This is a genomic window from Falsiroseomonas algicola (assembly GCF_011040385.1).
Classification (GTDB): Bacteria; Pseudomonadota; Alphaproteobacteria; order Acetobacterales; family Acetobacteraceae; genus Falsiroseomonas; species Falsiroseomonas algicola.
In genome coordinates, this window is the sequence record NZ_JAAIKB010000003.1 from 109026 (window position 1) to 132293 (window position 23268).

Consider the following 23268-nt stretch of genomic DNA (forward strand, 5'->3'; position numbering starts at 1 on the left):
CCCCCCGCCCGGTGATGCGGCGCTTGCGTCAAAGCCGGCGCCTACAGGGAGAAGCGTTCGCCGAGATAGACCCGCCGCACCCCCTCATGCGCGACGATGTCGCGGGGGCTGCCCTCCATCAGCACCTGGCCGTCGTGCAGGATGTAGGCGCGGTCGATGATCTCCAGCGTCTCTCGCACATTGTGGTCGGTGATCAGCACGCCGATGCCACGGTCCTTCAGGTGCTTCACCAGGTCGCGGATCTCCCCCACCGCGATGGGGTCGATGCCGGCCAGCGGTTCGTCCAGCAGGATGTAGCTGGGCTGGGTGGCGAGGGCGCGGGCGATCTCGCAGCGCCGGCGCTCGCCGCCCGACAGCGCCAGGGCGGGCGCGCGGCGGAGATGGCCGATGCCGAATTCCGCCAGCAGGCTGTCCAGCATCTGCTCCCGCCGGTCGCGCACGGGCTCCACCACCTCAAGCGCGGCGCGGATGTTGTCCTCCACCGACAGGCCGCGGAAGATGGAGGCTTCCTGCGGCAGGTAGCCGAGGCCGAGGCGGGCGCGGCGATACATCGGCAGGAAGGTCACGTCGTGGCCGTCCAGCGTGACCATGCCCTCATCGGGCTGCACGAGGCCGGTGATCATGTAGAAGGTGGTGGTCTTGCCGGCGCCGTTGGGGCCGAGCAGGCCGACGGCCTCACCCCGCTTCAGGCTGATGGAGACGTTCCGCACGACGGGGCGCTTCTTGTAGCGCTTGCCGAGGCCCTTCGCGACCAGGCCGGAATTGTCGGCGGCAAGGCGCACGGGCGGCGTGCGGGCATCGCGCGGCCCGCCATTCCCTGGACCATCCGGCGGCGTCATCGCGGCGCCCCCTGCGGTGGGCGAGGGGCGGGCGGCGGCGGGTTCGGCACCGGGGCTGGGCGCGCGGCCGGGCGGTTCGGGGCGGGGACGGTGGCCTGTTCCGGCTGCTGCTGCTGCACGACCAGGCCCTGCACGCGGGTCCCCGGCGCGGAGACAAGGCGCGAGACGCCGGTGCGCAGGTTCACGATGGCTTCCTGGCCGTTCAGCTGGTTGTCGCCCCGCGTGATGCGGACGCCGCCCACCAGCCGGGCCAGCCCGGTGGGCGGGCTGTAGACGCCACGCTCGCCGCGCACGACTTCCTCCGGCGACCGGATCTCGACGCTGCCATAGGCTTCCACGCGATCGATGCGACTATTCTCCGTATTGCCGGGCAGGCCGGGGATGGCGGCCGGGCGATTGGCGGTGGTGGTGGGTGCCGGGGTCGGGGCGGGCGTGGGCGCCGGCGTTGCTGCCGCAGCCGCGCCCGGGGCGGGAGACTCGAGGAAATAGGCGACCAGCGTGTCGGCGGCGATGCGGCGGTTGTCGCTGGTGGTGACCACCGCGCCGCCACGACCCACCGCCATCCGGCGCTGCGGCCAGTATTCCAGGCTGTCCCGCGCCGTGATGCGCTGTTCCGGCGTGGTGAGGGACAGGTTGCGGCCCGACATCACCATCACGGCCTGGTCGATGTCATAGACCGCGCGGTCGCCCTCTGCCCGTTCGGTGGCCGAGGTCACGCGGACATTGCCCTCGGCCTCGAAGCGGTAGATCTCGCCGCCGGAGAGCGGGCTTTCGCCGGGCTGTGCGGTGGTGCCGGCGCGGGGGCGGTAGCGGGCGATCAGCCGGTCCGCATCCACCGTCACGCCGTCCCGCACCGCCCGGGCATTGCCGCGCGCGACGACGACCTGTTCCTGCTGGCGCCATTCGATCCCATTGGTGGCGGTGATCTCCACCGGCCCGCCCTGGGTGAGGTCGAGGTTCTGCGCCAGCGCCGGCGCGGTGGCGAGGGCCAGCACGGCCGTGAGCATCGCGCGGCGGATCACTTGCCGCCCTCCAGCACCGCCCGGGCATTGCCGGTGAAGATGACGACCTGGCCGCGGTCGATGAGGCGGAAGCCCTGGGAGGTCAGTGTGCCGAAGGGGCCCTGCGCCGCCACGGGATCATCGCCGGAGGCCGCGCCGACGGCGAGGTCCACGGCCGCCTTTTCGGTCACGAACTGGGTGCCGTCGTCATGGTGCACGGTCACGCGGCCGGCCAGGTCCAGGTGGTTGCGGGGGCGGTCGTAGCGGCCATCGCGCGCCTCGATGTAGATCCAGGCGCCGTCGCCCATCAGCAGGTCGGCGCGGGGGGCCTGGAGGTTCACGGTATCCTCGTTGCCCGCCTGGGTCGCGAGGGTGGCGGTCACGTTGTAGGGGCGGTTCTGCTCGTCCACCCCCTGGTAGCGCGGATCGACGATCCGCAGCGCATCCGGGCGTGCCGACATGACCCGCTGGAAGGAGATGCGCCCGCGATCAGCAGCGCTGTCGAATTCGGGCCAGAGGGCGATGGCCGCCAGCAGCCCGACCGCCGCCAGCGGCAGCACGCGCTTGGCGATGCTGACGATGATCCGCCGCCGCGCGAGTTCCGAGGGACGCGGCGCCCGCCGTTCCCGCGAAGGGGCCAGCATGCGGCGCGGCGGCGCACGAAAGCCGCCGGGGGCGGATCCGGCAGCACGGGAGGAGGAGATGGGCGGGGGCAAGCGCACACGACTTGTATGGGCCTGCCGGGCGAGAGGGTCAACGCGCCGATGACCATTCCGGCATTGTCCGGACAAGAAACGTGCCAACCAACCGTCAACCGTGAGGCGATTGGGCAACGATCGCGCGATCCGGAGGCAATCGTGACCAGGCGCCGCTTGACGCCCTCAGTGGCTGAACAGGTCTGGCTCCTCGTATCCCAGCAGGTCGAGCCGGCCGCGCATCGGCAGGAAGCGGTAGCAGGCCTCGGCGATGTCGAGCCGCCCCTCCCGCTCCAGCAGCGCCTTCAGCCGGGCCCAGAGGGCATGCAGGTGCAGGACATCGGACGCCGCATAGGTCAACTGCTCCGGCGTCAGCTCCGGCTGGCCCCAGTCGCTGGATTGCTGCTGCTTCGAGATCTCGACGCCCAGCAGTTCCTTGCACAGGTCCTTGAGGCCGTGGCGGTCCGTATAGGTGCGCACCAGCTTGGAGGCGATCTTGGTGCAGACCACCGGCGCGACCTCCACCCCCAGCGCGTTGTAGAGCGCGGCGACGTCGAAGCGGGCGAAGTGGAAGATCTTCAGCACCGACGGGTCCGTCAGCAGCTTCTTCAGGTTGGGGCAGTCCCCGCCGCGGCCGCCGAGCGAGGGGGGCAGGATCTGCACGCAATGCGCCGTGCCGTCGCCGGCGGAAAGCTGCACCAGGCAAAGGCGGTCCCGGCGCGGGTCGAGGCCCATCGTCTCGGTGTCGATGGCCACGGCGGTGCCGAAGCTCAGGCCTTCCGGCAGGTCATGCCGATGCAGCTGGATCATGGCTTTTCCGGTGAAGAGGGTCTGGCCCTGACCGCCGGCGCCCCGGCGGGGGCCAGGCGACGGCGAGGAGCCGGGAGAGGAGGGTGCAGGGGCCATCGGGCGTGAAGGGTGCGGGCGGCTGGTGGGCTGCGCCCCGGCACGCGCTATAGCGGGCAGGCGGGCGGCCCGCTACCGGGACAGGCTGCTGGCGCGCATCTCCTTCGGCACCTCGCTCACCATCCGCAGTTCCACCCGGTTGCGGCCCTTGGCCTTGGCCAGGAAGACGGCCGCGTCGGCGCGCTTCAGCATGTCCTCCGCCGCCTGGTCGCGCGGCAGCAGGCCGGTGACGCCGAGGCTGGCGGTCAGCCGCACCGGCGCCGCATCCCCTTCGGTTGCGAAATTGTGGCGGGCGACGGCGGCGCGCATGGCCTCCGCCAGGGCAGACGCCGCGTTGGCGTCGAGGCCGGGGAGGGAGACGGCGAAGACCTCTCCGCCCAGCCGGCCGAGATTGGCGGGCATGCCCTCCAACCGCCCGGCCACGAGCTTGGCCACCGCCTGCAACGCCGCGTCTCCGGCGGCATGGCCGCGCATGTCGTTCAGCAGCCGGAACTGGTCGAGATCGAGGAGGATCAGGGACAGCGGCCCCCCATCCCGCCGTGCGGTGGCGATATGGGCCGCGAGGCTGCGCAGGAAATGGCCGCGATTGCCGATGCCGGTCAGGTCATCGGTCTCGGCGCGGTAGCGCAGCTCCGCCGTGCGGTCGGCGACCTCCTCGGTCAGCCGCGCATTGCCCTCCGCCAGCCTGGCCTCCGCCTCGCGCCGCTCGCTCAGCAGCGCCATGAGCGCCAGCGCATTGGTCGCCATCAGCACGATCATCATGCCGACCGCGCGGAGTGGATTCGCGACGGCATCGGGCTGGAACGGGCCGAGGCCGGCCAGCGTGCCGACGGTGGCCACCACGCTGATCAGCGTCAGCAGCGAATAGGCGGCCCGCAGCGAGATGCGGAGCGTCACCCAGGTAACCGGGATGGTCAGCAGCACCACGGCTTCCGGCTGGACGAGGTCCGCCAGGGGCGGCGGCAGGGCGAAGAGGAGCGCCGTGAGGGCTGCGGTGGCGCCGAAGACGGCGGCATCGCCAGGCGCCATGCGGTGGCCGGGCACGGCCGGCGTGCGTTCCGCGCCGATCCAGAGCATGAGCGCCGGGGCGAAGAAGAAGACGCCGCCGGCATCGCAGAGCACCCAGCGGGAGAAGACGGAATAGGCATCGTCCAGCGGCAGGCCGGCCACCAGCAGCAGTGCCGCCGTGCCGCCAAGCGCGGTCAGCATGGATTGCAGCAGCACGCCGCCGGCGACGAAGCCGAGCACGCCACGCAGCCGGGTGAAGAGGCCGGTGGGTGGCCGCAGCGCACGGGTCAGCACCGCGCCGACCCAGGGGCCAAGGCTGTTGGAGACGGAGATGAGGGCGGCGGTCAGCAACCCGGCATCCAGCAGCAGGCCGTTGACGGCGAAGGAGCCCGCGAAGATCCCGGGCACCAGCCGGATGCCGCCCACCAGCGTGGCGACCGCGGCGATGCCGGCGGGCAGCCAGATCGGCGCGGGGAAGAGCCCGTAGCGCGCGAAGAACAGCCCGACCGCCGCACCCAACCCGGCATAGAGCACGGCCACCACCAGATTCGCCGCGACCAGCAGCAGCGGCTGGGCCAGCAGCGCGGCGAAGGGTCCGGATGCGCGAGCCTGCTGTTCATCCGCGGTCGCGCTGCTGCGGCCAAGTTCACCCTGGGGCCAGTGTTGCATCGGTGCGGGACGATCTCACGGCTGTCGTGTCTAGGCGCAGGCGGGTGGCGGTGGGCCGACGGAGGGTTCCGGGGGGAAGGGATCGGCACCGCGGGGTGACGCACCGGCCCTGGCAGGCCCGACCTCACATGGGCGGGGGGACGATCACGTGAAGCGGCGCCAATCTGGCATCTGGGCGACCGCACTGCAACAAGCACCTACGGTTGTCGACAATTGTCGGAACAGCCGTCCGCTATGCCCAGGAGGGGGCTAACTGCAATCTGGGAGTGTGCTGTCTGCGTGACCACCGCCGCGACTGGCGGGGTGATGGTGCCCAGGAAAGGACTCGAACCTTCACGACCTTGCGGTCACTGGCACCTGAAGCCAGCGCGTCTACCAATTCCACCACCTGGGCAGGGGGCGTCGTTCAGCGAGGGGCGATTTACGGGGCGGGCCCGGGGGCGTCAAGCGGGGGTGGCGACAGAAGTTGTGGACAGTTCCCGCCGCTTGGCGCGCCAGGGTCGTCCCCATATGGTCCGGCACGGATTTCCTGGACGGAGTGCGGATCATGCGCATGGCGGATCGCAAGGTGGCGACGGTGTTCGGCGGCGCCGGTTTCATCGGCCGCTACGTGGTGCAGCGGCTGGCGGCGCAGGACTACATCGTCCGCATCGCGGGGCGCGACCCGCAGGCCGCCCGCTTCCTGACCACCCAGGGGCGGGTCGGCCAGATCGTGCCGCTGCGTGCGCCGGTGACGGATGCCGCCGCTGTCGCCCGCGCCGTGGAGGGCGCGGAGGTGCTGGTGAACCTGGTCGGCATCCTGCACGGGGATTTCGACCGGGTGCAGGCCAAGGGGCCGGGCGTGGTGGCGCAGGCCGCCGCCGCGGCGGGGGCGCGGCGATTCGTCCAGGTCTCGGCGATCGGGGCCGATGCCGCCAGCGACAGCCGCTATGCCCGCAGCAAGGCGGAAGGGGAGGCGGCGGTGCGGGCGGCCTTCCCCGCGGCGACGGTCCTCCGCCCCTCCGTCGTCTTCGGTCCGGAGGACAACTTCTTCAACCGCTTCGCCGGCATGGCACGGTTGCTGCCCTTCATGCCCGTCGTGGCGGGCGACACGAAGTTCCAGCCGGTCTTCGTGGGGGACGTCGCCGATGCGGTGATGGCCGCCGTGGAGCGCGATGATGCGGCGGGGCGCACCTATGAACTGGGTGGCCCGCGGGTGATGAGCATGCGCGACGTGCTGCGCTTCATCCTGGACACCACGCGGCGGACCAAGCGGATGGTGGACATGCCGATGGGGCTGATGAGCCTCCAGGCGAGCATCCTGGAGAAGCTGCCCAACCCGGCCCTGACCACGGACCAGCTGAAGCTGCTCGGCCGAGACAATGTGGTGGGGGAGGGGGTGCCTGGGCTTGCCGATCTCGGCATTGCGCCGACCTCGGTGGAGGCGGTGGTGCCGGGCTACCTGCGGCGCTTCCGGCCCGGCGGTGGGCGACGGGACCTCGCCGCGGCGTGAGCGCGCAACCCGTCCATAACGGACCTAATTCCGGTTCGGGCAGCCGAGATGGTTCGGGTGCCGGATCGGGAACGCGGAAATAATGTCAGCCATACTGACTAATTAATGCATTTCGGACTCGCGTCCCGGTTTTCGGTGCTGTAGAGGGGCCGTGCGCGCCCCCGGGGGATGAGGGGAGGCGCGTGCCTCGTCTCGCCCCTAGGGAGCGTCGCCGCCATGGCTGACCGGATGCTGCAATTCGTGCGCCTCGACCAACGCCTGCCGGAAAAGCGGAAGGCGGAGCTGCGCCGCGAGGATTTCGACGAGATCTACAAGGCCTTCGACCCCGAGGGCGCCAAGACGCAGGCGAGCCGCTGCAGCCAGTGCGGCGTGCCCTTCTGCTCCGTCCACTGCCCGCTGAACAACAACATCCCGGACTGGCTGAAGCTGACCGCGGAAGGGCGGCTGGAGGAGGCCTATGAGGTCGCCTCCGCCACCAACACCTTCCCCGAGATCTGCGGCCGCATCTGCCCGCAGGACCGCCTCTGCGAAGGCAACTGCGTCATCGAGAAGGACTTTGGTAGTGTCACCATCGGGTCCGTTGAGAAATACATAACGGATACCGCCTGGGAAAACGGCTGGGTGAAGGCGCCGAAGCCGCGCCGGGAGCTGGCGCAGAGCGTCGGCATCATCGGCGCCGGGCCGGGCGGCCTGGCGGCGGCGGAGCGGCTGCGCATGCGCGGCTACCAGGTCCATGTCTACGACCGCTACGACCGCGTCGGCGGCCTGATGATCTACGGCATCCCCAACTTCAAGCTGGAGAAGGAGGTGGTGCTGCGCCGCTGGAAGCAGTTCGAGGAAGGCGGCATCCACTTCCACCTGAACGTGGCCGTGGGCCGCGACATCACGCTCGCCGAGCTGCGGGAGAAGCATGACGCGGTGCTGGTGGCGACCGGCGTCTACAAGGCGCGCGACATGGCCGCGCCCGGCATCGGGCTTGAAGGCATCGTGCCCGCGCTGGACTACCTGACGGCGTCGAACCGCGCCGGGCTTGGCGAGACCGTGGCCGCGATGGAATCGGGCGCGCTGAACGCGGCGGGCAAGCGCGTCGTCGTCATCGGCGGCGGCGACACCGCCATGGACTGCGTCCGCACCGCGGTGCGACAGGGGGCGGCGGCCGTGACCTGCCTCTACCGGCGCGACAAGGCGAACATGCCGGGCTCGATGCGCGAAGTGCACCACGCGGAGGAGGAAGGCGTCACCTTCGAATGGCTCGGCGCGCCGGAAGCCTTCCTGGGTGATGGAAAGGTCAATGCGGTGCGCGCGCATCGCATGCATCTCGGCCTGCCGGATGCCTCCGGCCGCCAGCAGGTGGAGCCGATCCCGGGCAGCAGCTTCAACCTGCCCGCCGACCTGGTCATCATGGCGCTGGGCTTCGACCCGGAGGACCTGCCCAAGGCCTTCGAGGAGCCTGCCCTGCCGGTGACGCGCTGGGGCACGCTGAAGGTGAACCATCGCACGATGATGACGGACCTGCCGGGCGTCTTCGCCGCGGGCGACATCGTGCGCGGCGCCAGCCTCGTGGTCTGGGCGATCCGCGACGGCCGCGACGCGGCGGAACAGATGCACGGCTACATCCAGCAGAAGACCGCGGCGCTCGCCGTGGCGGCGGAGTGACTTCGATGGACAACGGCTTCGAGACCGGCGCGCAGTTCGCCGAAGGCTATGTCGAGAACCTCAAGACCCTCCAGGACGCGCATATCGACCTGACCGAGCATGACGCCTGCGGCGTCGGCCTGGTCGCGGCGCTGGACGGCAAGGCGCGGCGCGATGTCGTGCAGGCCGGCATCGATGCGCTGAAGGCGGTGTGGCACCGTGGCGCCGTGGACGCCGATGGCAAGACCGGCGACGGCGCCGGCATCCATATCGAGATTCCGCAGGACTTCTTCGCGGAAGTCGTGCAGCGCGGCGGCGACGCCGTGCGGCCGGGCCGCATCGCGGTCGGCATGGTGTTCCTGCCCAAGACCGACCTCGGCGCGCAGGAACGCTGCCGCCAGATCGTCGAGACCGAGATCCTGAACGCGGGCTACAACATCTATTCCTGGCGCCAGGTCCCGATCGACGTCTCCTGCATCGGCGAGAAGGCCAATGCGACGCGGCCGGAGATCGAGCAGATCCTGATCTGGAACCCGCGCGGCGTCGATGACGACACCTATGAGCGGGACCTCTACGTCATCCGCCGGCGGATCGAGAAGCAGGCCATCGCGGCGCAGATTCCGGAGCTCTACCTCTGCTCGCTCTCCTGCCGTTCGATCATCTACAAGGGCATGTTCCTGGCGGAGAACCTGACGGATTTCTTCCCGGACCTGAACGACGCGCGCTTCGTGTCGCGCTTCGCCATCTACCACCAGCGCTATTCCACCAACACCTTCCCGACCTGGCGCCTGGCCCAGCCCTTCCGCACGCTGGCCCATAACGGGGAGATCAACACCGTCCACGGCAACATCAACTGGATGAAGAGCCACGAGACGCGGCTCGCGCATCCGCTGCTCGATGCCTGGATGGAGGACATCAAGCCGGTGGTGCAGGCGGGCGGGTCCGACACCGCGACGCTCGACAACGTGTTCGAGCTGCTGGTGCGCGGCGGCCGCGACGCGCCGATGGCCAAGGCGATGCTGATCCCGGAAAGCCTCGGCAACAACGCGACGATGCCGGAGGCACACCGGGAATTCTTCCTCTACTGCAACGCGGTGATGGAGCCCTGGGACGGCCCGGCGGCGATCGCGGCGACGGATGGCAAGTGGGCGATCGGCGGCCTCGACCGCAACGGCCTGCGCCCGATGCGCTACACCATCACCACCGACAACATGCTGGTGACGGGATCCGAGACCGGCATGGTGAAGATCGCGGAGGACCGCATCATCGCCAAGGGCCGCGTCGGACCCGGGCAGTGCGTCGCCGTCGATCTCTCGACCGGCCGCTTCTACGGCGACACGGAACTCAAGGACGCGCTCTCCTCCCGCAAGCCCTTCGGCGACTGGACGCGCCGCACCACGCGCATCGACGGCATCGTCAAGGCCGCGGCGGATGAGCAGGCGGAGCTGACCGGAGAGGCGCTGCGCCGCCGCCAGCTGGCGGTGGGGTACACGCTGGAGGAGCTGGAGACGATCCTGCATCCGATGGTGGAGGAGGCGAGCGAGGCCGTGGGCAGCATGGGCGACGACACGCCCATCGCCGTGCTGTCGGGCCAGTATCGCGGCCTGCACCATTATTTCCGGCAGTCCTTCAGCCAGGTGACCAACCCGCCGATCGACAGCCTGCGCGAGACGCGGGTGATGTCGCTGAAGACGCGGCTCGGCAATCTCGGGAACATCCTCGACGAGGACCCGACGCAGTGCGACATGCTGATGCTGGACAGCCCCGTGCTGTCCAACGCGGAATTCGCCGCGATGCGCGCCTATATGGGCGCCACCGCCTGCACGGTGGACGCGACCTTCCCGGTCGCGGAGGGGGAGCAGGGGCTGCGCCGCGCGATCGAGCGCATTCGCCGCGAGGCGGAGGAAGGTGTCCGCAGCGGCTGCGCCCATGTCATCCTGACCGATGAGGCGCAGGGGCCGGAGCGTGCCGCCATCCCGATGATCCTGGCGGTCGGCGGCGTGCACACCCACCTCGTGCGCCATTCGCTCCGCACCTTCACCTCGCTCAATGTGCGCTGCGCGGAATCCATCGACGTCCACTACATCGCCGTGCTGATCGGCGCGGGGGCGACGACGGTGAATGCCTACCTGGCGCAGGAGAGCATCGCGGACCGGCACCGCCGCGGGCTGTTCGGCGGCCTGTCGCTGAAGGATTGCGTCGCCCGCTACAAGAAGGCGGTGGACAAGGGGTTGCTGAAGGTGATGTCCAAGATGGGCATCTCCGTCATCAGCAGCTACCGCGGCGGGATGAATTTCGAGGCCATCGGCCTGTCGCGCGCGCTTGTGGCGGAGTTCTTCCCCGGCATCGCCAGCCGCATCTCCGGCATCGGCCTCTCCGGCATCGCGCGCCGCGTGCTGGCGCTGCATGCCAAGGCCTGGGATGCGGATGCTGTGACGCTGCCGGTCGGCGGCCTCTACAAGCTGCGCAAGCGCGGCGAGAACCACGCCTTCGACGGCAGCCTGATCCACACGCTGCAGAAGGCGGTGGAGACGGACAGCTACCAGACCTTCAAGCGCTACTCGGAAGGCGTGCGCAAGCTGCCGCCCGTCGCGCTGCGGGACCTGCTCGATTTCCGCGCCGATGGCCGCATCGCCATCCCGCTGGAGGAAGTCGAGAGCATCACGGAGATCCGCAAGCGCCTGGTGGCGCCCGGCATCTCGCTGGGTGCGCTGAGCCCGGAGGCGCATGAGACGCTCTCCATCGCCATGAACCGCATCGGTGCGCGCAGCGACAGCGGCGAGGGTGGCGAGGATCCGGCGCGCGCGCGGCCGCGCCGCAACGGCGACAACGCGAATTCCGCCATCAAGCAGATCGCCTCGGGCCGCTTCGGCGTCACGGCCGAGTATCTCAACAACTGCAAGGAGATCGAGATCAAGGTCGCGCAGGGCGCCAAGCCCGGCGAGGGCGGGCAGCTGCCCGGCTTCAAGGTGACGGAGCTCATCGCCAAGCTGCGGCATTCCACGCCGGGCGTGATGCTGATCAGCCCGCCGCCGCACCACGACATCTACTCGATCGAGGATCTGGCGCAGCTCATCTACGACCTGAAGCAGATCAACCCGGAAGCGACGGTCTGCGTGAAGCTGGTGGCGCGCAGCGGCATCGGCACCATCGCGGCTGGCGTGGCCAAGGCGAAGGCGGATGCGATCCTGGTCTCCGGCCATTCCGGCGGCACGGGCGCCTCGCCCGTCTCCTCCATCAAGCATGCCGGCCTGCCCTGGGAGATGGGGCTCAGCGAGACGCACCAGGTGCTGATGCTGAACCGCCTGCGGCACCGCGTGAAGCTGCGTACCGATGGCGGCATCAAGACGGGGCGGGATGTGGTGATCGCGGCCATGCTGGGCGCCGAGGAATTCGGCATCGGCACCGCGAGCCTCGTCGCCATGGGCTGCATCATGGTGCGGCAGTGCCATTCCAACACCTGCCCGGTCGGCGTCTGCACGCAGGATGACGCGCTTCGCCAGAAATTCACCGGCACGCCGGAGAAGGTCATCAACCTGTTCAGCTTCGTGGCGGAGGAGGTGAGGGAGATCCTGGCCGGCCTCGGCTTCCGCAAGCTGACCGACGTGATCGGCCGCACCGACCTGCTGCGTCAGGTGAGCCGCGGGTCGGAGGACCTCGACGACCTCGACCTCAACCCGCTGCTGGTGAAGGCGGATGCGGGCTCCCACGCCGCCTACTGCACCCTGGAAGGGCGGAACGAGGTGCCGGAGACGCTGGACGCCGACATGATCCGCGACGCCGCGGCGCTGTTCGAGCGTGGCGAGAAGATGCAGCTGGCCTACAACATCCGGAACACGCATCGCGCCATCGGCACGAAGATCTCCTCCAAGATCGTGCGCAAGTTCGGGATGGAGGGGCTGCAGCGCGGGCACCTGACGGTCCGCCTGCGCGGCTCCGCCGGCCAGTCGCTCGGCGCCTTCGCGGTGCGGGGTCTCAAGCTGGAAGTCTTCGGCGACGCCAACGACTATGTCGGCAAGGGCCTGTCGGGTGGCACCATCGTGGTGCGGCCGGCGCCCTCCTCCTCGCTGGTGTGGCGGGAGAACACGATCATCGGCAACACCGTGCTGTACGGGGCGACCGGTGGTGCGCTGTTCGCGGCGGGGCAGGCGGGTGAACGCTTCGCGGTGCGCAATTCCGGCGCGCTCGCGGTGGTGGAAGGCTGCGGCGCCAACGGTGCCGAGTACATGACGGGCGGCTGCGTCGTCATCCTCGGCCCCGTGGGCGACAATTTCGGCGCCGGCTTCACCGGTGGCATGGGCTTCCTCTACGACGCCGACGGCACCTTCGAGAAGCGCGTGAACCCGGAGACGCTGCTGTGGCAGCGGCTCGGCGGCAGCGCGCATTGGGAAGGGGTGCTGCGGGAGCATGTGCAGCGCCATGTGAAGGAGACGGGCAGCCCCTTCGCCGCCCGCATCCTGAACGACTGGGCGCAGGAGCGCGGGCATTTCTGGCACGTCGTGCCGAAGGAATACGCGAAGTACCTGCCGAAGCCGATGACCGACGCGGCCGCCGTCGCCGCGGAGTGATCGGACGACGGTCGGTTCTCGCCGCCCCCGCGCTGCTCGGCGCGGGGTGCGCGCGGGCCACGGTCCCGCCGCCCATGCCCCAGGCGGCGGCGGGTCCCGGCCTTCATGCCAGGGCGGCGGCGAAGGGCATCGCCTTCGGCACTGCCGTCACCACGGGCCAGATCGCGGAGCCCGATACCGCCGCCGCCATCCGCGCCGAGTGCGGGCTGCTGGTCGCGGAATACGAGATGAAGTGGGACCAGCTGGAGCGCAACCGGGGCGACCGGCGCTTCCGCCTGCCCGACCGCCTCATGGAATTTGCCCGGGTCAACCGCATGGCCATGCGCGGCCATACCCTGGTGTGGCACGAGAGCGACCCGCCCTGGATGGGCCGGCTCGATGCGCGGGGCCTCGCCAATGCCATGCAGGACCATATCGAGGCGGTGGTCGGCCGCTGGCGCGGCCGCATCGGCACCTGGGACGTGGTGAACGAGGCGGTGCGGGCGGAGGATGGGCGCGTGGACTGGCTGCGCCGCACGCGGATGCTGGAGGTGCTGGGGCCGGACTACATCCCCGCCGCCTTCCGCGCGGCGCGTGCCGCGGACCCGACGGCGCGCCTCGCCTACAATGATTTCGGCTGCGAGCACGCGACCGTCGCGGCACGGCGCAAGCGCATGGGCGTGCTCGGCCTGCTGCGCGGGCTGAAGCGGGCCGGGGCGCCGTTGGATGTGCTGGGCGTGCAGGCACATCTGCAGGCCGGGCAGCCTTTCGCCGCCGATGAATGGCAGGATTTCCTTGGCGACGTCGCCGAACTCGGGCTGACGATCGAAGTCACGGAACTCGACGTGAATGACCGTGCGCTGCCGGCCGACGTCGCGGCGCGGGATGCCGCCAGCGCCGATCTGGTGCGGCGCTTCCTGGAGGCGACGCTGGCCCAGCCCGCGGTGCGCGCCGTGGTCACCTGGGGCCTGTCGGACCGCCACAGCTGGGTGCATGCGGAACGGCTGCCGGAACACCGCCGGCGCGACAATGCCCGCGCCCGCCCCCTGCCGCTGGATGAGGCGATGCGCCGCAAGCCGATGTGGCACGCCATCGCCATCGCCTTCGATCGAGCGCCAGCCCGGGCGTGAACGAAGCGGCTGTTGGCCTGCCGCGCGGCGCATGCGATAGGGCGGGCCTGCCACGAACCGAAGCGCCAGCCTGCATGCGGATCCTCTACCACCTCCCCCTCTCGCCCTTCTCGCGCAAGGTCCGGCTCGCCCTCGCGGAAAAGCGCATCCCCTTCGACCTGCGGGTGGAGAAGGTGTGGGAGCGGCGCGACGAGTTCCTGGCGGTGAACCCGGCCTGCACCGTGCCCGTGCTGCAGGAGGCGAACGGCCTCTCGATCGTCGACAGCAACGCCATCTGCGAATACCTCGACGAGGCCTATCCCGACATGCCGCTGCTGGGCCGCACGCTGGCGGAACGGGCGGAAGTGCGGCGGCTGGTCGCCTGGTTCGACCAGAAATTCTACGCCGAGGTCACCCGGAACCTGCTGTTCGAGAAGCAGATGAAGCGCGTGCTCGGCCGGGGCAATCCGGATGCGGCCTCGATCCGCGCGGGCTATGCGAACCTGAAGCCGCATCTGGAATACATCGGCTGGCTGGCGGAGACCCGGGCCTGGCTGGCGGGGCCGGCGCTCAGCCTGGCGGATCTGGCGGCGGCGGCGCAGCTTTCGGCGCTGGACTATATCGGGGATCTCGACTGGACGATCTCCGACGGCGCCAAGGACTGGTATGCGCGCATCAAGTCGCGGCCGTCCTTCCGGGGCCTGCTGGCAGACCGGGTGAGCGGCGTGACTCCGCCGGAGCACTACGCGGACCTGGATTTCTGAGCATGCGGGCGTGGCGGGCGTTGCTCTCCGCCACGGCCACCCTTTGCCTCGCGCCACAAGCCGCGGCGCAATCCCAGGCTGCCATCTGCGCACGCGTCGCGGCGGAGTTGGTCTGGGACGGGTACCGCATGGAGAACTGCCGGGTGACCGATCGCGGGCGCCGGCGGGGTTGGCCGATCCGCTCGCGGTTGTCGTCTGGCATGCCGAAAATGCCGAAGGCGGGAGTCACTCGCTGACCGAGGTCGCCGTTGCGCTAAGGGTCGGCCCGACATTCCGCCTCCTCGCGGTCCCGGAGCCGGTCGAGGACATCCTGCCCATTTTCATCCAGGCGGCCCGCATCATCGCGGGCCGCGTCGTCGTCGAGGGCCTGGCGCAGGGACCAAATGATGGGAATTGCTGCCCGTCGGTGCCCGTACGGGTCCGGCTGGCGCCTGACGCTGCAGGCTGGGCGTTGGTGTTGGCCGCGCCCCACCCGCGACGGCGCCGCCCGGCAACCCCACCAGCCATCTCACGTTCCGATGCCGAAACCCGGAGCGTGCCATGACCCATCGCCTTCTCCTCGTCGCCCTGTTCGTCCCAGGCCTGGCCCTTGCCCAGCCCGTCGCGCCGCCGCAGGCGGGCGGGCCGCCGCCCGGGCGGGTGGAGGAGATCGGGCGGGATGCCGGCCCGGCGCGCCAGCCCCCGCAGACCGACAGCCCCCAGGCGGTGAACCGCGGCACGGATGGATCGGCGGTCGGGCTCGACCAGCCCGCCGGCACCGGCACCACGCCGCAGGGATTCCTGGGGGAGAGCACCTCCGGCGCCCGGGATCCGGCCACGCCGCCGGCCGGCGCGCCGCCGCAATCGCGCCCGGAGTGACGCCTGCCGTTGCGGCGTTGACATGATCGGGCGTGCGACGCCAGCATTGCCGCAACGGCAATCGGGGGTTGCAGTCTGTGCGTCGCTTCGTGCTGCTGATGGCTCTGCTGATGCTGCCGTCCCTGGTTCAGGCGCAGGCGCCAGGATCAGTGGTGGAGGGTAGCCTCTCCCTGGGCCCCAAGGTCCTGCCCCTGCCGGCCGGGCCGTGGCGGGTGCTTCACCTCGGTGTCGGTGATGGGCGCACCAGCGACCTGCTTGTCCCGACGAGGTTTCACCGGGCCGTCCTGGTGCAGGAACGCGGGGGACGCGCCGCGGCGGTCATCGTCGCGCAGGCGGCGCAGGAAGTCGGGGTCTTCTGGGAACCGCATGGCGTCTGCTTCAACGAAGGTGCCTTGGCACGGCATGTCGTCTCCGCCGTGCGGGCTGCGTTGGATTGCCGCGGCCTGGTCGTGCTGGCCGCCAGAAGGCAGCCGGGGCAGGCCGGTTATCTGGACGCGCTCTACGACGAAGGGCAGCGTCGGCCGGGCTGGCTGCCGCCCTACTGGATCAGCAGCCAGTTCGTGATCAGCGAGACGATGCACTACCTGAACGTGGAGTATCGCATGGTGCCACCCGCCTTTGCGCCGGGGACGACGGGCGGCACGACCCTGGCCGAGGGCTCCCGCGTTCCGGTCCCGCAAGCCCTCATCCAGCAGCTGGATGCCTGGGGCGCGCAGGCCCGGTCGGAACTCCGTCGTGGCCTCTATGGCCGCCAGCCCGCGGCGCCGCTGCCTTCGCTCTTCTGACGCCTACTGCGCGAGGAGACCCCACAGCAGCGGCAGCAGCAGTGCCGTCGCCAGCGCGTTCAGCCCCATCGCGAGCCCGCTGAAGGCGCCGGCGGTGGCGTTGACGCTCAGCGCCCGCGCCGTGCCGATGCCGTGCGAGGCGGTGCCGATGGCGATGCCGCGCGCCCGCCAGTCCCTGACGCCCGCCCAGTCCAGCACCACCGGGCCGAGCGCCGCGCCGACGATGCCGGACAGGATGACCACCACGGCCGTCAGGCTCGGCAGGCCGCCGATGCGCTCCGCGATGCCCATGGCGACGGGGGTGGTGACGGATCGCGGCGCCAGGCTCGCTACCACCTCCGGCGCCGCGTCGAGCGCCAGCGCGATGCCGATGCCCGCGAGAGCCGCGAAGGCGCCGCCCAGGATGATGGAGGCCGTGGCCGCCAGCGCCGATCGCCGGACGAGGGCGAATTGGCGATAGAGCGGCACGGCCAGCGCCACGGTGGCCGGACCCAGCAGGAAATGGACGAACTGCGCGCCGCTGAAATAGGCGCGGTAGTCGATCCCCGCCGCCAGCAGCCCGCCGGCCAGCAACACGACGGCGATCAGCACCGGGTTCGCCAGCGGATGGCGCCCGCACCAGGCATGCACCCGCAGCGCCGCCAGCCAGGCCAGCAGCGTCGCCGTCAGGGCGGCGAGCGGTTCCTGCGCCAGGTAGACCCAGATCTCCGCCAGCGGCGTCACGGGTCGTCCTTCGGCAGCAGCGCTTCCTTTGGAAGCAAGGCTTGGGCGATCCGCCCCGTTGCGGCGATGGCGGCCAGCGTGCCGGCCAGGATGGCGAGCGACAGCGGCGCCCAGTCCCGCGCCAGCACGGGCAGGAACAGCACCACGCCGACGCCAGCCGGCACGAAGAGCAGCCCGAGATTGCCGAGCAGCGCATCCGCCGTGCCGCCCAGCGTCTCGGGTGCCGGCTTTCGCCGGGCCAGAAGGGCCATGAACAGGATCACCATGCCGATGACCGGCCCAGGCACGGGCAGGTGCAGCGCGCGCGTCAGGATCTCACCGGCGAGCTGGCAGACCAGCAGGGCGGTGATCGCGCCGATCATGGGAGGGGGGTCAACGGCGGAAGGGCCCGGCCTCGTTCAGCGCGAGGTTCTGCGCCGCCAGGTCGGCCGTCGGGCTGTCGGGCGACAGCTCGATCGCCCGCTCCCAATCCTCCCGCGCCCCGGCGCTGTCGCCGCGGAGCTGGCGGATGATCCCGCGTTCCAGCAGCGCCTCCGCGTAGTTGGGATCGAGGGCCAGGGCCCGGTCGATGTCCCGCGCCGCATTCTCCACGCGGTCGAGGTGCCGCCAGGCGGCGGCGCGGAAGACCAGCGCCTCGGTCCGCTCGGCGTCCAGCACCAGCGCGCGGTCCAGATCCTCCAGCGCCTCCCGGTAGCGGGAGAGGGAGCCGAGCGTCACGGCGCGGTCCGTCAGCAGGTCGGGATCATCGGGGGAGAGGGTCAGGGCCAGCGTCGCCGCGGCATAGGCGCGCCCGGCATCGCCCGCCATCAGCCAGGCCTGGGTCGCCTGGGCGAAGACGGCGGCGCGGGCGGCGCTGCCGGCGCGGGAGGCGCGGGCCAATGCCTCCAGCTGACGTGCCGCCTGCGCGGGCTCGCCCATCGCCAGGATCGTGATGGCCAGGCAATGGCGCGCACCCTCTCCGCCGCCCTCGGCCTCCCAGGCTTCGGCGAAGGCGCGGGCTTCCACCGCATCGGTGCGGGCCAGCATCATGCAGCGCTCGCTGCGCGGGCTGCCATCCAGCCGCGGGGGCTCCGGCGGCGTGGGCAGAACCTCCTCGGCGGTCAGGGCAGGGGAGGGCATGACCACGACCCAGGCGAATCCACCCAGCGCCGCCAGCGCGGCGGCGGCGAAGGCGCCGAGGAGCATGGTGCGGGCGGGGCGTCGCATGGGGTGATCCTATACCACCTTGCGCGGCACGGGAATCGCCGGCGGAGAAGCCCGCCGGCACGCAACCTCGGGTAGCTCTCAGTCGGAGATGATCCGGTGCTCCCGCACGACCTTCCCCCAGCGCTCGTATTCACTGGCGACGAAGGCGCCGAATTCCGCGGGCGCCATGGCGCGGGGCGTCATGCCGATGCCGGCCAGGCGTTCCCGTACGCCCGGATCGGCGAGTGTGGCGGCCAGGTCCGCGTTGATCCGCGCGACGATCGCGTCCGGCGTCCGAGCCGGCGCCAGCACGCCCACCCAGCTATCCGCGGCAAAGCCCGGGAAGCCCTGCTCCGCCACGGTCGGCACCGTGGGGTGCACCGGGGAGCGGTCGGCGCCGGACAGCGCGATGCCCCGCAGCGACCCCGCCGCGACATGCGGCCCGACCGCGACGGTGGAGGTGATGACCAGCGGCACCTGCCCGCCCAGCGCCGCCTGCACGGCGGGCCCGCCGCCGCGGAAGGGCACATGGGTGAAGCGCGCGCCGCTCAAGGTGGAAAGCTGCGCCATCATCAGGTGGCCGGTCGAGCCGTTGCCGATGGTGCCGAAATGCGGGCCTTCGCCCACGCGCCCCGCGGCGATGACGTCGGCCAGCGTCCGGAAGGGCGCGGAGGGATGCGCCGCCATCAGCACCGGCGCGCCGCCGATGAAGCCGACCGGCGCGAAATCCGCCAGCGTGTCGAAGGGCATGCGCGGGACCATGTGCGGGTTCACCGCATGGGTGGAGAGCGCGAAGAGCAGCGTGTGGCCATCCGGCGCGCTGCGCACCACGGCCTCCGCCCCGATCAGGCCGGAGGCGCCGCCGCGATTCTCGACCACGACCTGCCGGCCGAGCTTGTCGGACAGGACGGGGGCGATGAGGCGCGCCACCGTGTCCACCGTGCCGCCGGGCGGGAAGTTCACCACGGCGCGGATCGGCCGGTCCTGCGGGAAACCCTGCGCGCGCGCGGCCAGCGGCAGGGCCAGGCTGGCCCCGGCCAGGGCAAGGGCGTGGCGGCGGCTAAGCATGCGGACGTTTCCTGTCTTGCTTGTAATGACTGACCATGGCGGAACGATCAGCCGGGGCGCAACCCCTTTGCGGCCGGCCGGCTTGGGCGCACATCAGGGCCGGTGACCGGGGGGATGGCATGACGGATCGGCTGGTGGTGGCGGGGCTGGGCTACAGCGGCGGCGCGATTGCGCAGGAGTCGCTGGCTGCCGGATTCGTGGTGACGGGGACCGCGCGGGACCCTGCCCGCGCCGCGCCGCCACCGGGTGTCGTCATGGTGCCTTTCGCAGCGGCCGCGGCTGCCATCCGCGAGGCCACGCACCTCGTCGTCACGGCCGCGCCGGGCGAGACCGGCGACCCGGTGCTTGCCGCCCATGCGGCGGCGATCGCGGCGGCGCCAGCGCTGCGCTGGATCGGCTACCTCTCCACCACTGGCGTCTATGGCGACCGCGGCGGCGCCGCGGTGGATGAGGCGACGCCGCCCGCGCCCGGCCAGGACCGATCGAAGCGACGGCTCGAGGCGGAGCAGGCCTGGCGCGCGGCGGCGGGCGGGCGGGCGCTGGACCTTTTCCGGGTGGGCGGCATCTACGGGCCCGGCCGGTCTTCGCTGGACGAACTCCGCGCCGGCACCGCGCGGCGGGTGGTGAAGGCGGGCCACGCCTTCAGCCGTATCCACCGGGACGACATCGCGCTGGCTGTCGTCGCGGCGGCTGTGCGGCCGGATGGGGTGCGGGTGCTGCACCTCGTGGATGACGAACCGGCGCCCTCGGCCGATGTGGTGGCGGAAGCCGCGCGGCTGCTGGGCGTGGAACCGCCGCCCGCGCTGCCCTTCGAGGAGGCGGCGCCGCGCATGTCCCCCATGGCGCTGTCCTTCTGGTCGGAGAACCGCGTGGTGACGAATGCAGCCACCAAGGCTGCGCTCGGCATCGCCTGGCGCTGCCCGACCTACCGGGAGGGGCTGGCGAGGATCCTGGCGGCGGAAAAGGCGGGGTAGGGCGCCAGCGGCGACGATTCCCGCCACCAGCCGCGCAGTATCGAGGCGATGGCCCGTGCCGGCTGAGCCAGGGCCGTGCTGCCGGCGGCCACCGTCTCGGCATCGTGCAGCAGCCGCGATCGGCGCGGCGCGATCCCCCAGGTCGAATCCTCCGCCATCGCCAGCCTCAGCAGCCAGCCGAGCCGGCGCAGGAACCACACGGCGCAGGCGGCCTGCATGCCGGCTTCGAAGCGGAAATCGTCGGCCGCCTCCGGCAGGGCCGGCGCCAGCGCCCGGCGATAGGCCGCTTCGACCCGTGCGACGATCGCGGCCGGCACGGTGCCGGCGCACCAGCAGGTCGGGAAACCCATGCGGAGATAGGCCACATCCATCAGGCAGAAGCCGCTTCCGCTGCGTTCGAAGTCGATCAGGCGCGCGGTGCCGGCGGCCAGCAGGACGTTGTCCGGGCAGGGATCGTGATGCACCCAGCTTCGGAACGGGCCGGGCTGCGCCGAGACCAGCGCCGCGACGGCGGGGCGGGGCAGCGCGGCATCGATGGCAGTCGGCAGCGCGCCGAGGTCGAGGTGAAGCGGGCAGGGCAGCGCCTGGTGGCCCCGCGTCGCACCATGAACCGTGCCGAGTGCATGCGCCCAGGCCAGGAGCGCCGCTTCCGCCGCGCCGGCGTTGTCGCCCAGCAGGGGCGCCACCATCGACCCCGCGGGACCGACATCCTCCATGACCAGCAGCTTCGCCTCGGCGCAGCGCGCCACCAGGCGAGGCAGGCCGGGCAGGCCGAGGCTCGCTTCCTCCCGCGCAAATCGATCTTCTGCATCGGCGCCCAGGATGCGCTTGGCGATCAGCCCGCCCGGCAGGCGCAGGAGGAGGTTGCGGCGGCCGGGCTGGCTCAGCGGCTCGAACCCCCCGGGATCATGGCCCAGCAGCCGGGCTGCGATGCCGGCCGCTGCCGCCGCCTCGTCGCTCACGCGATCAGGCTGTCCAGCGTCTCCGCCAGCAGGCGGAGGTCCTCCGGCCGGGAGAGGCGGTGGTCGCCATCCTTGACGAGGGTGACGCGGGCATCGCCCTGGACCAGCGCGTCCAGGATCCGCAGCGCGTGGCGCCAGGGCACGTCGGGGTCCGCCATGCCCTGCAGGATGCGGACGGGGCAGGGCAGGTCGATCGGGGTGTCGAGCACCGATTGGCGCTTGCCGTCCTCGATCAGCGCCCGAGTCACCGGCGTCGGTTCGCCATACTGGCTCGGCAGCTGGATCATGCCGTCCCGCGTCAGCGCCTGCCGGGCTTCCGGGGGAAGCGCGGGCCAGAGCAGCTTGTCGGTGAAGTCCGGCGCGGGCGCGATGCCGATGAGGCCCGCGAGCCGCGCCGCCCGCTGGCGGGCGATCAGCAGCGCGATCCAGCCGCCCATGGAGGAGCCGACCAGGATCTGCGGGCCCTCGGTCAGCGCATCGAACAGCGCCAGCGCATCGGCGGCCCATTGGCCGATGGTGCCATCCTCGAACCGGCCATCGCTTTCCCCATGCCCGGAATAGTCCAGCCGCAGGAAGGCCTGGCCGCGGGCCGCGCAATGGTCGCGCAGGAAGATCGCCTTCGAGCCCTGCATGTCGCTGCGGAAGCCCGGCAGGAAGACCACGCCGGGGCCGCGACCGGGCAGCCGCGCCCAGGCGAGGCGCCCGTCGAGGCGGCCCATCTCTTCGTTCACCGCGGCAGGCCCCGCCGCGCCAGGTTCGCCATCAGCGCGCCGATGCCGAAGGTCCAGGGCGGGCATTCATCGGTGCGGTCGACCTCATTCTCCAGCGCGCCGAGGCGGGGCGAGGCGATGCGCACCACGTCGCCGGGATGGTGCGTGAAGCCCATGCCCGGCGCGCCCCGATCCTTGGTCGGCGAGAAGGGCGTGCCGAGGAACAGCACCGCGCCATCGGGATACTGGTGGTGCGGGCCGATCATCTGCCCGACGACATCGGCGGGATCGCGGCTGATCGACCCGACGCGGCCGGATTCCGACAGCTCGAACCCATCCTTGCCGGTGATGGTCAGCGTGATCTCCGCCTGGCGCACATCCTCCAGCGTGAAACCCGCATCGAACAGCCGGATCATCGGGCCGAGCGCGCAGGACGCGTTATTGTCCTTGGCGCGGCCGAGCAGCAGGGCGGAGCGCCCTTCCACGTCGCGCAGGTTGACGTCATTGCCGAGCGTCGCGCCGACGATCTTCCCGCGCCCGTTCACCACCATCACCGCTTCCGGTTCCGGATTCGACCAGTGGCTGATCGGGTGCACGCCGACCTTGGCGCCGTGGCCCACGGCGGAGAGCACGGGCGACTTGGTGAAGATCTCCGCATCCGCGCCGATGCCGACTTCCAGGTACTGGCTCCACCATCCCTTGGCGACCAGCGCCGCCTTCACGGCCATGGCCTCCGGGCTGCCGGGGATGAGGTTCTGCAGATCGTCGCCGATGATGGCGCGGACCTCGCCACGCACGGCATCGGCCTGGGACGCATCGCCGCGGCAGCGTTCCTCGATGACGCGTTCCAGCATGGAGCGGACATAGGTGACGCCGGCGGCCTTGATGGCCTGCAGGTCGATGGGGGCGATGATCCAGGGTTTTCCGGAATCGCGCGCGCCATGCCGTGCATTGGCCAATGCGGCGGGGAGGTCCAGCGCCGCGGGCACGCCCTGGGCGCGGATGGCGGCGACGGGATCGTCGCTGTTGAGCCAGGCGCTGGCGGTGCCGAAGGCGGGCGTCATGTCGAAGGCCGCGCCACCTTGCAGGGCGAAGACCGAAGGCCCCTCCGGCGTCTGGACCCGCAGCGCGAAGGCGCCGTCCTTCCAGTCGTCAGGCAGGCTGTCTGGCGTCGTCATGGCGTGCGGCTCTCCCTTTGGACGCGAAGCCTAGCGGCATCGGCGCGATGCGGAAGGGGGAGGGGAATGCAATCGGATGCCGAACCGACCCCGCGCCGTGACGGCGGGGCTTGCCGAGGGACGCCATTTCGGCGGAGCATCCGCGCCGCACAGGCCGCTT

General features: G+C 71.2%; 21 protein-coding genes and 1 tRNA gene. 9 read left to right on the forward strand and 13 right to left on the reverse strand.

Translation table 11 applies throughout. From position 1 onward, the window contains the following. Positions 1-41: 41 nt before the first annotated feature. The 6 genes from lptB to G3576_RS09220 form a co-directional block, all read right to left on the reverse strand. Positions 42-839 carry an LPS export ABC transporter ATP-binding protein gene (gene lptB / locus G3576_RS09195; RefSeq protein WP_164694093.1) on the reverse strand — a complete coding sequence of 266 codons (798 nt, stop codon included), beginning with the start codon at positions 837-839 and terminating at the stop codon, positions 42-44. Next, positions 836-1861 carry an LptA/OstA family protein gene (locus G3576_RS09200; RefSeq protein WP_328728760.1) on the reverse strand — a complete coding sequence of 342 codons (1026 nt, stop codon included), beginning with the start codon at positions 1859-1861 and terminating at the stop codon, positions 836-838. Before G3576_RS09200 ends, lptB begins: the two co-directional genes overlap by 4 nt. Then, positions 1858-2484, reverse strand: coding sequence for an LPS export ABC transporter periplasmic protein LptC (lptC, locus tag G3576_RS09205; RefSeq protein WP_164694094.1), 627 nt, complete (start codon positions 2482-2484; stop codon positions 1858-1860). The genes G3576_RS09200 and lptC overlap by 4 nt, the downstream gene beginning before the upstream one ends. 237 nt (positions 2485-2721) lie before the next feature. Beyond that, positions 2722-3345 carry a ribonuclease D gene (locus G3576_RS09210; RefSeq protein WP_207622740.1) on the reverse strand — a complete coding sequence of 208 codons (624 nt, stop codon included), beginning with the start codon at positions 3343-3345 and terminating at the stop codon, positions 2722-2724. Between the two features lie 168 nt (positions 3346-3513). Continuing rightward, positions 3514-5118: a sensor domain-containing diguanylate cyclase gene (locus G3576_RS09215; protein ID WP_164694096.1), complete on the reverse strand. Its 1605-nt coding sequence runs from the start codon at positions 5116-5118 to the stop codon at positions 3514-3516. A gap of 307 nt (positions 5119-5425) precedes the next feature. Then, positions 5426-5512, reverse strand: a tRNA-Leu gene (locus G3576_RS09220). A gap of 159 nt (positions 5513-5671) precedes the next feature. Between G3576_RS09220 and G3576_RS09225 the strand changes: the two genes are divergently transcribed. The 8 genes from G3576_RS09225 (at position 5672) to G3576_RS09260 (ending at position 16308) form a co-directional block, all read left to right on the forward strand. Continuing rightward, the gene (locus G3576_RS09225; protein ID WP_164694097.1) at positions 5672-6610 is read left to right on the forward strand and encodes a complex I NDUFA9 subunit family protein; all 939 of its coding nucleotides are present in this window, start codon (positions 5672-5674) and stop codon (positions 6608-6610) included. A 216-nt stretch (positions 6611-6826) separates the two neighbouring features. Further along, a complete protein-coding gene (locus G3576_RS09230) occupies positions 6827-8266 on the forward strand; it encodes an NAD(P)-dependent oxidoreductase (protein ID WP_164694098.1) in 1440 nt (479 codons plus the stop codon). Positions 8267-8271: 5 nt separating this feature from the next. Further along, positions 8272-12813, forward strand: coding sequence for a glutamate synthase large subunit (gene gltB / locus G3576_RS09235; RefSeq protein WP_164694099.1), 4542 nt, complete (start codon positions 8272-8274; stop codon positions 12811-12813). A gap of 74 nt (positions 12814-12887) precedes the next feature. Further along, positions 12888-13922 carry an endo-1,4-beta-xylanase gene (locus G3576_RS09240; RefSeq protein WP_164694100.1) on the forward strand — a complete coding sequence of 345 codons (1035 nt, stop codon included), beginning with the start codon at positions 12888-12890 and terminating at the stop codon, positions 13920-13922. A gap of 74 nt (positions 13923-13996) precedes the next feature. Continuing rightward, positions 13997-14665, forward strand: a complete 669-nt coding sequence (gene fzlA / locus G3576_RS09245; RefSeq protein WP_164694101.1) for an FtsZ-binding protein FzlA — start codon at positions 13997-13999, stop codon at positions 14663-14665. 169 nt (positions 14666-14834) lie between these two features. After that, a complete protein-coding gene (locus G3576_RS09250; RefSeq protein ID WP_164694102.1) occupies positions 14835-15209 on the forward strand; it encodes a hypothetical protein in 375 nt (124 codons plus the stop codon). Continuing rightward, complete coding sequence (locus G3576_RS09255; RefSeq protein ID WP_164694103.1) at positions 15206-15523, forward strand: hypothetical protein; 318 nt, start codon at positions 15206-15208, stop codon at positions 15521-15523. Before G3576_RS09250 ends, G3576_RS09255 begins: the two co-directional genes overlap by 4 nt. 68 nt (positions 15524-15591) lie before the next feature. Continuing rightward, the gene (locus G3576_RS09260) at positions 15592-16308 is read left to right on the forward strand and encodes a hypothetical protein (protein WP_164694104.1); all 717 of its coding nucleotides are present in this window, start codon (positions 15592-15594) and stop codon (positions 16306-16308) included. Between the two features lie 3 nt (positions 16309-16311). Here G3576_RS09260 and G3576_RS09265 read toward each other — a convergent pair whose 3' ends face one another. The 4 genes from G3576_RS09265 to G3576_RS09280 form a co-directional block, all read right to left on the reverse strand. Then, entirely contained in the window at positions 16312-17031 is a 720-nt protein-coding gene (locus tag G3576_RS09265; protein ID WP_164694105.1) for an LrgB family protein, read from the reverse strand. Next, entirely contained in the window at positions 17028-17393 is a 366-nt protein-coding gene (locus G3576_RS09270; RefSeq protein ID WP_164694106.1) for a CidA/LrgA family protein, read from the reverse strand. The genes G3576_RS09265 and G3576_RS09270 overlap by 4 nt, the downstream gene beginning before the upstream one ends. 10 nt (positions 17394-17403) lie before the next feature. After that, a complete protein-coding gene (locus G3576_RS09275) occupies positions 17404-18237 on the reverse strand; it encodes a tetratricopeptide repeat protein (RefSeq protein ID WP_235951703.1) in 834 nt (277 codons plus the stop codon). 78 nt (positions 18238-18315) lie between these two features. Next, the gene (locus G3576_RS09280) at positions 18316-19284 is read right to left on the reverse strand and encodes a tripartite tricarboxylate transporter substrate binding protein (RefSeq protein WP_164694107.1); all 969 of its coding nucleotides are present in this window, start codon (positions 19282-19284) and stop codon (positions 18316-18318) included. Between the two features lie 119 nt (positions 19285-19403). On the opposite strand from G3576_RS09280, the gene G3576_RS09285 reads away from it, so the two are divergent. Continuing rightward, positions 19404-20258, forward strand: a complete 855-nt coding sequence (locus G3576_RS09285) for a Rossmann-fold NAD(P)-binding domain-containing protein (RefSeq protein ID WP_164694108.1) — start codon at positions 19404-19406, stop codon at positions 20256-20258. Here G3576_RS09285 and G3576_RS09290 read toward each other — a convergent pair. From G3576_RS09290 to G3576_RS09300, 3 genes are read right to left on the reverse strand one after another with little or no spacing between them, the layout of a single operon-like run. Beyond that, on the reverse strand, positions 20210-21220 hold the full coding sequence (locus G3576_RS09290) for a phosphotransferase (protein WP_164694109.1): 1011 nt from the start codon (positions 21218-21220) through the stop codon (positions 20210-20212). The two genes, G3576_RS09285 and G3576_RS09290, sit on opposite strands and share 49 nt — an antisense overlap. Then, positions 21217-21939, reverse strand: coding sequence for an alpha/beta hydrolase (locus G3576_RS09295; protein WP_164694110.1), 723 nt, complete (start codon positions 21937-21939; stop codon positions 21217-21219). Before G3576_RS09295 ends, G3576_RS09290 begins: the two co-directional genes overlap by 4 nt. Before the next feature lie 8 nt (positions 21940-21947). Continuing rightward, positions 21948-23108, reverse strand: coding sequence for a fumarylacetoacetate hydrolase family protein (locus G3576_RS09300; RefSeq protein ID WP_164694111.1), 1161 nt, complete (start codon positions 23106-23108; stop codon positions 21948-21950). Positions 23109-23268: the final 160 nt, after the last annotated feature.

What these genes read in the sequence shown, in the direction of transcription:
- lptB (WP_164694093.1), bottom strand. Translation starts at nt 839, where the DNA reads ATGACGCCGCCGGATGGTCCAGGGAATGGCGGGCCGCGCGATGCCCGC.
- lptC (WP_164694094.1), bottom strand. Translation starts at nt 2,484, where the DNA reads ATGCTGGCCCCTTCGCGGGAACGGCGGGCGCCGCGTCCCTCGGAACTC.
- G3576_RS09210 (WP_207622740.1), bottom strand. Translation starts at nt 3,345, where the DNA reads ATGATCCAGCTGCATCGGCATGACCTGCCGGAAGGCCTGAGCTTCGGC.
- G3576_RS09215 (WP_164694096.1), bottom strand. Translation starts at nt 5,118, where the DNA reads ATGCAACACTGGCCCCAGGGTGAACTTGGCCGCAGCAGCGCGACCGCG.
- G3576_RS09225 (WP_164694097.1), top strand. Translation starts at nt 5,672, where the DNA reads ATGGCGGATCGCAAGGTGGCGACGGTGTTCGGCGGCGCCGGTTTCATC.
- G3576_RS09230 (WP_164694098.1), top strand. Translation starts at nt 6,827, where the DNA reads ATGGCTGACCGGATGCTGCAATTCGTGCGCCTCGACCAACGCCTGCCG.
- gltB (WP_164694099.1), top strand. Translation starts at nt 8,272, where the DNA reads ATGGACAACGGCTTCGAGACCGGCGCGCAGTTCGCCGAAGGCTATGTC.
- G3576_RS09240 (WP_164694100.1), top strand. Translation starts at nt 12,888, where the DNA reads ATGCCCCAGGCGGCGGCGGGTCCCGGCCTTCATGCCAGGGCGGCGGCG.
- fzlA (WP_164694101.1), top strand. Translation starts at nt 13,997, where the DNA reads ATGCGGATCCTCTACCACCTCCCCCTCTCGCCCTTCTCGCGCAAGGTC.
- G3576_RS09255 (WP_164694103.1), top strand. Translation starts at nt 15,206, where the DNA reads ATGACCCATCGCCTTCTCCTCGTCGCCCTGTTCGTCCCAGGCCTGGCC.
- G3576_RS09270 (WP_164694106.1), bottom strand. Translation starts at nt 17,393, where the DNA reads ATGATCGGCGCGATCACCGCCCTGCTGGTCTGCCAGCTCGCCGGTGAG.
- G3576_RS09275 (WP_235951703.1), bottom strand. Translation starts at nt 18,237, where the DNA reads ATGCGACGCCCCGCCCGCACCATGCTCCTCGGCGCCTTCGCCGCCGCC.
- G3576_RS09280 (WP_164694107.1), bottom strand. Translation starts at nt 19,284, where the DNA reads ATGCTTAGCCGCCGCCACGCCCTTGCCCTGGCCGGGGCCAGCCTGGCC.
- G3576_RS09285 (WP_164694108.1), top strand. Translation starts at nt 19,404, where the DNA reads ATGACGGATCGGCTGGTGGTGGCGGGGCTGGGCTACAGCGGCGGCGCG.
- G3576_RS09295 (WP_164694110.1), bottom strand. Translation starts at nt 21,939, where the DNA reads ATGGGCCGCCTCGACGGGCGCCTCGCCTGGGCGCGGCTGCCCGGTCGC.
- G3576_RS09300 (WP_164694111.1), bottom strand. Translation starts at nt 23,108, where the DNA reads ATGACGACGCCAGACAGCCTGCCTGACGACTGGAAGGACGGCGCCTTC.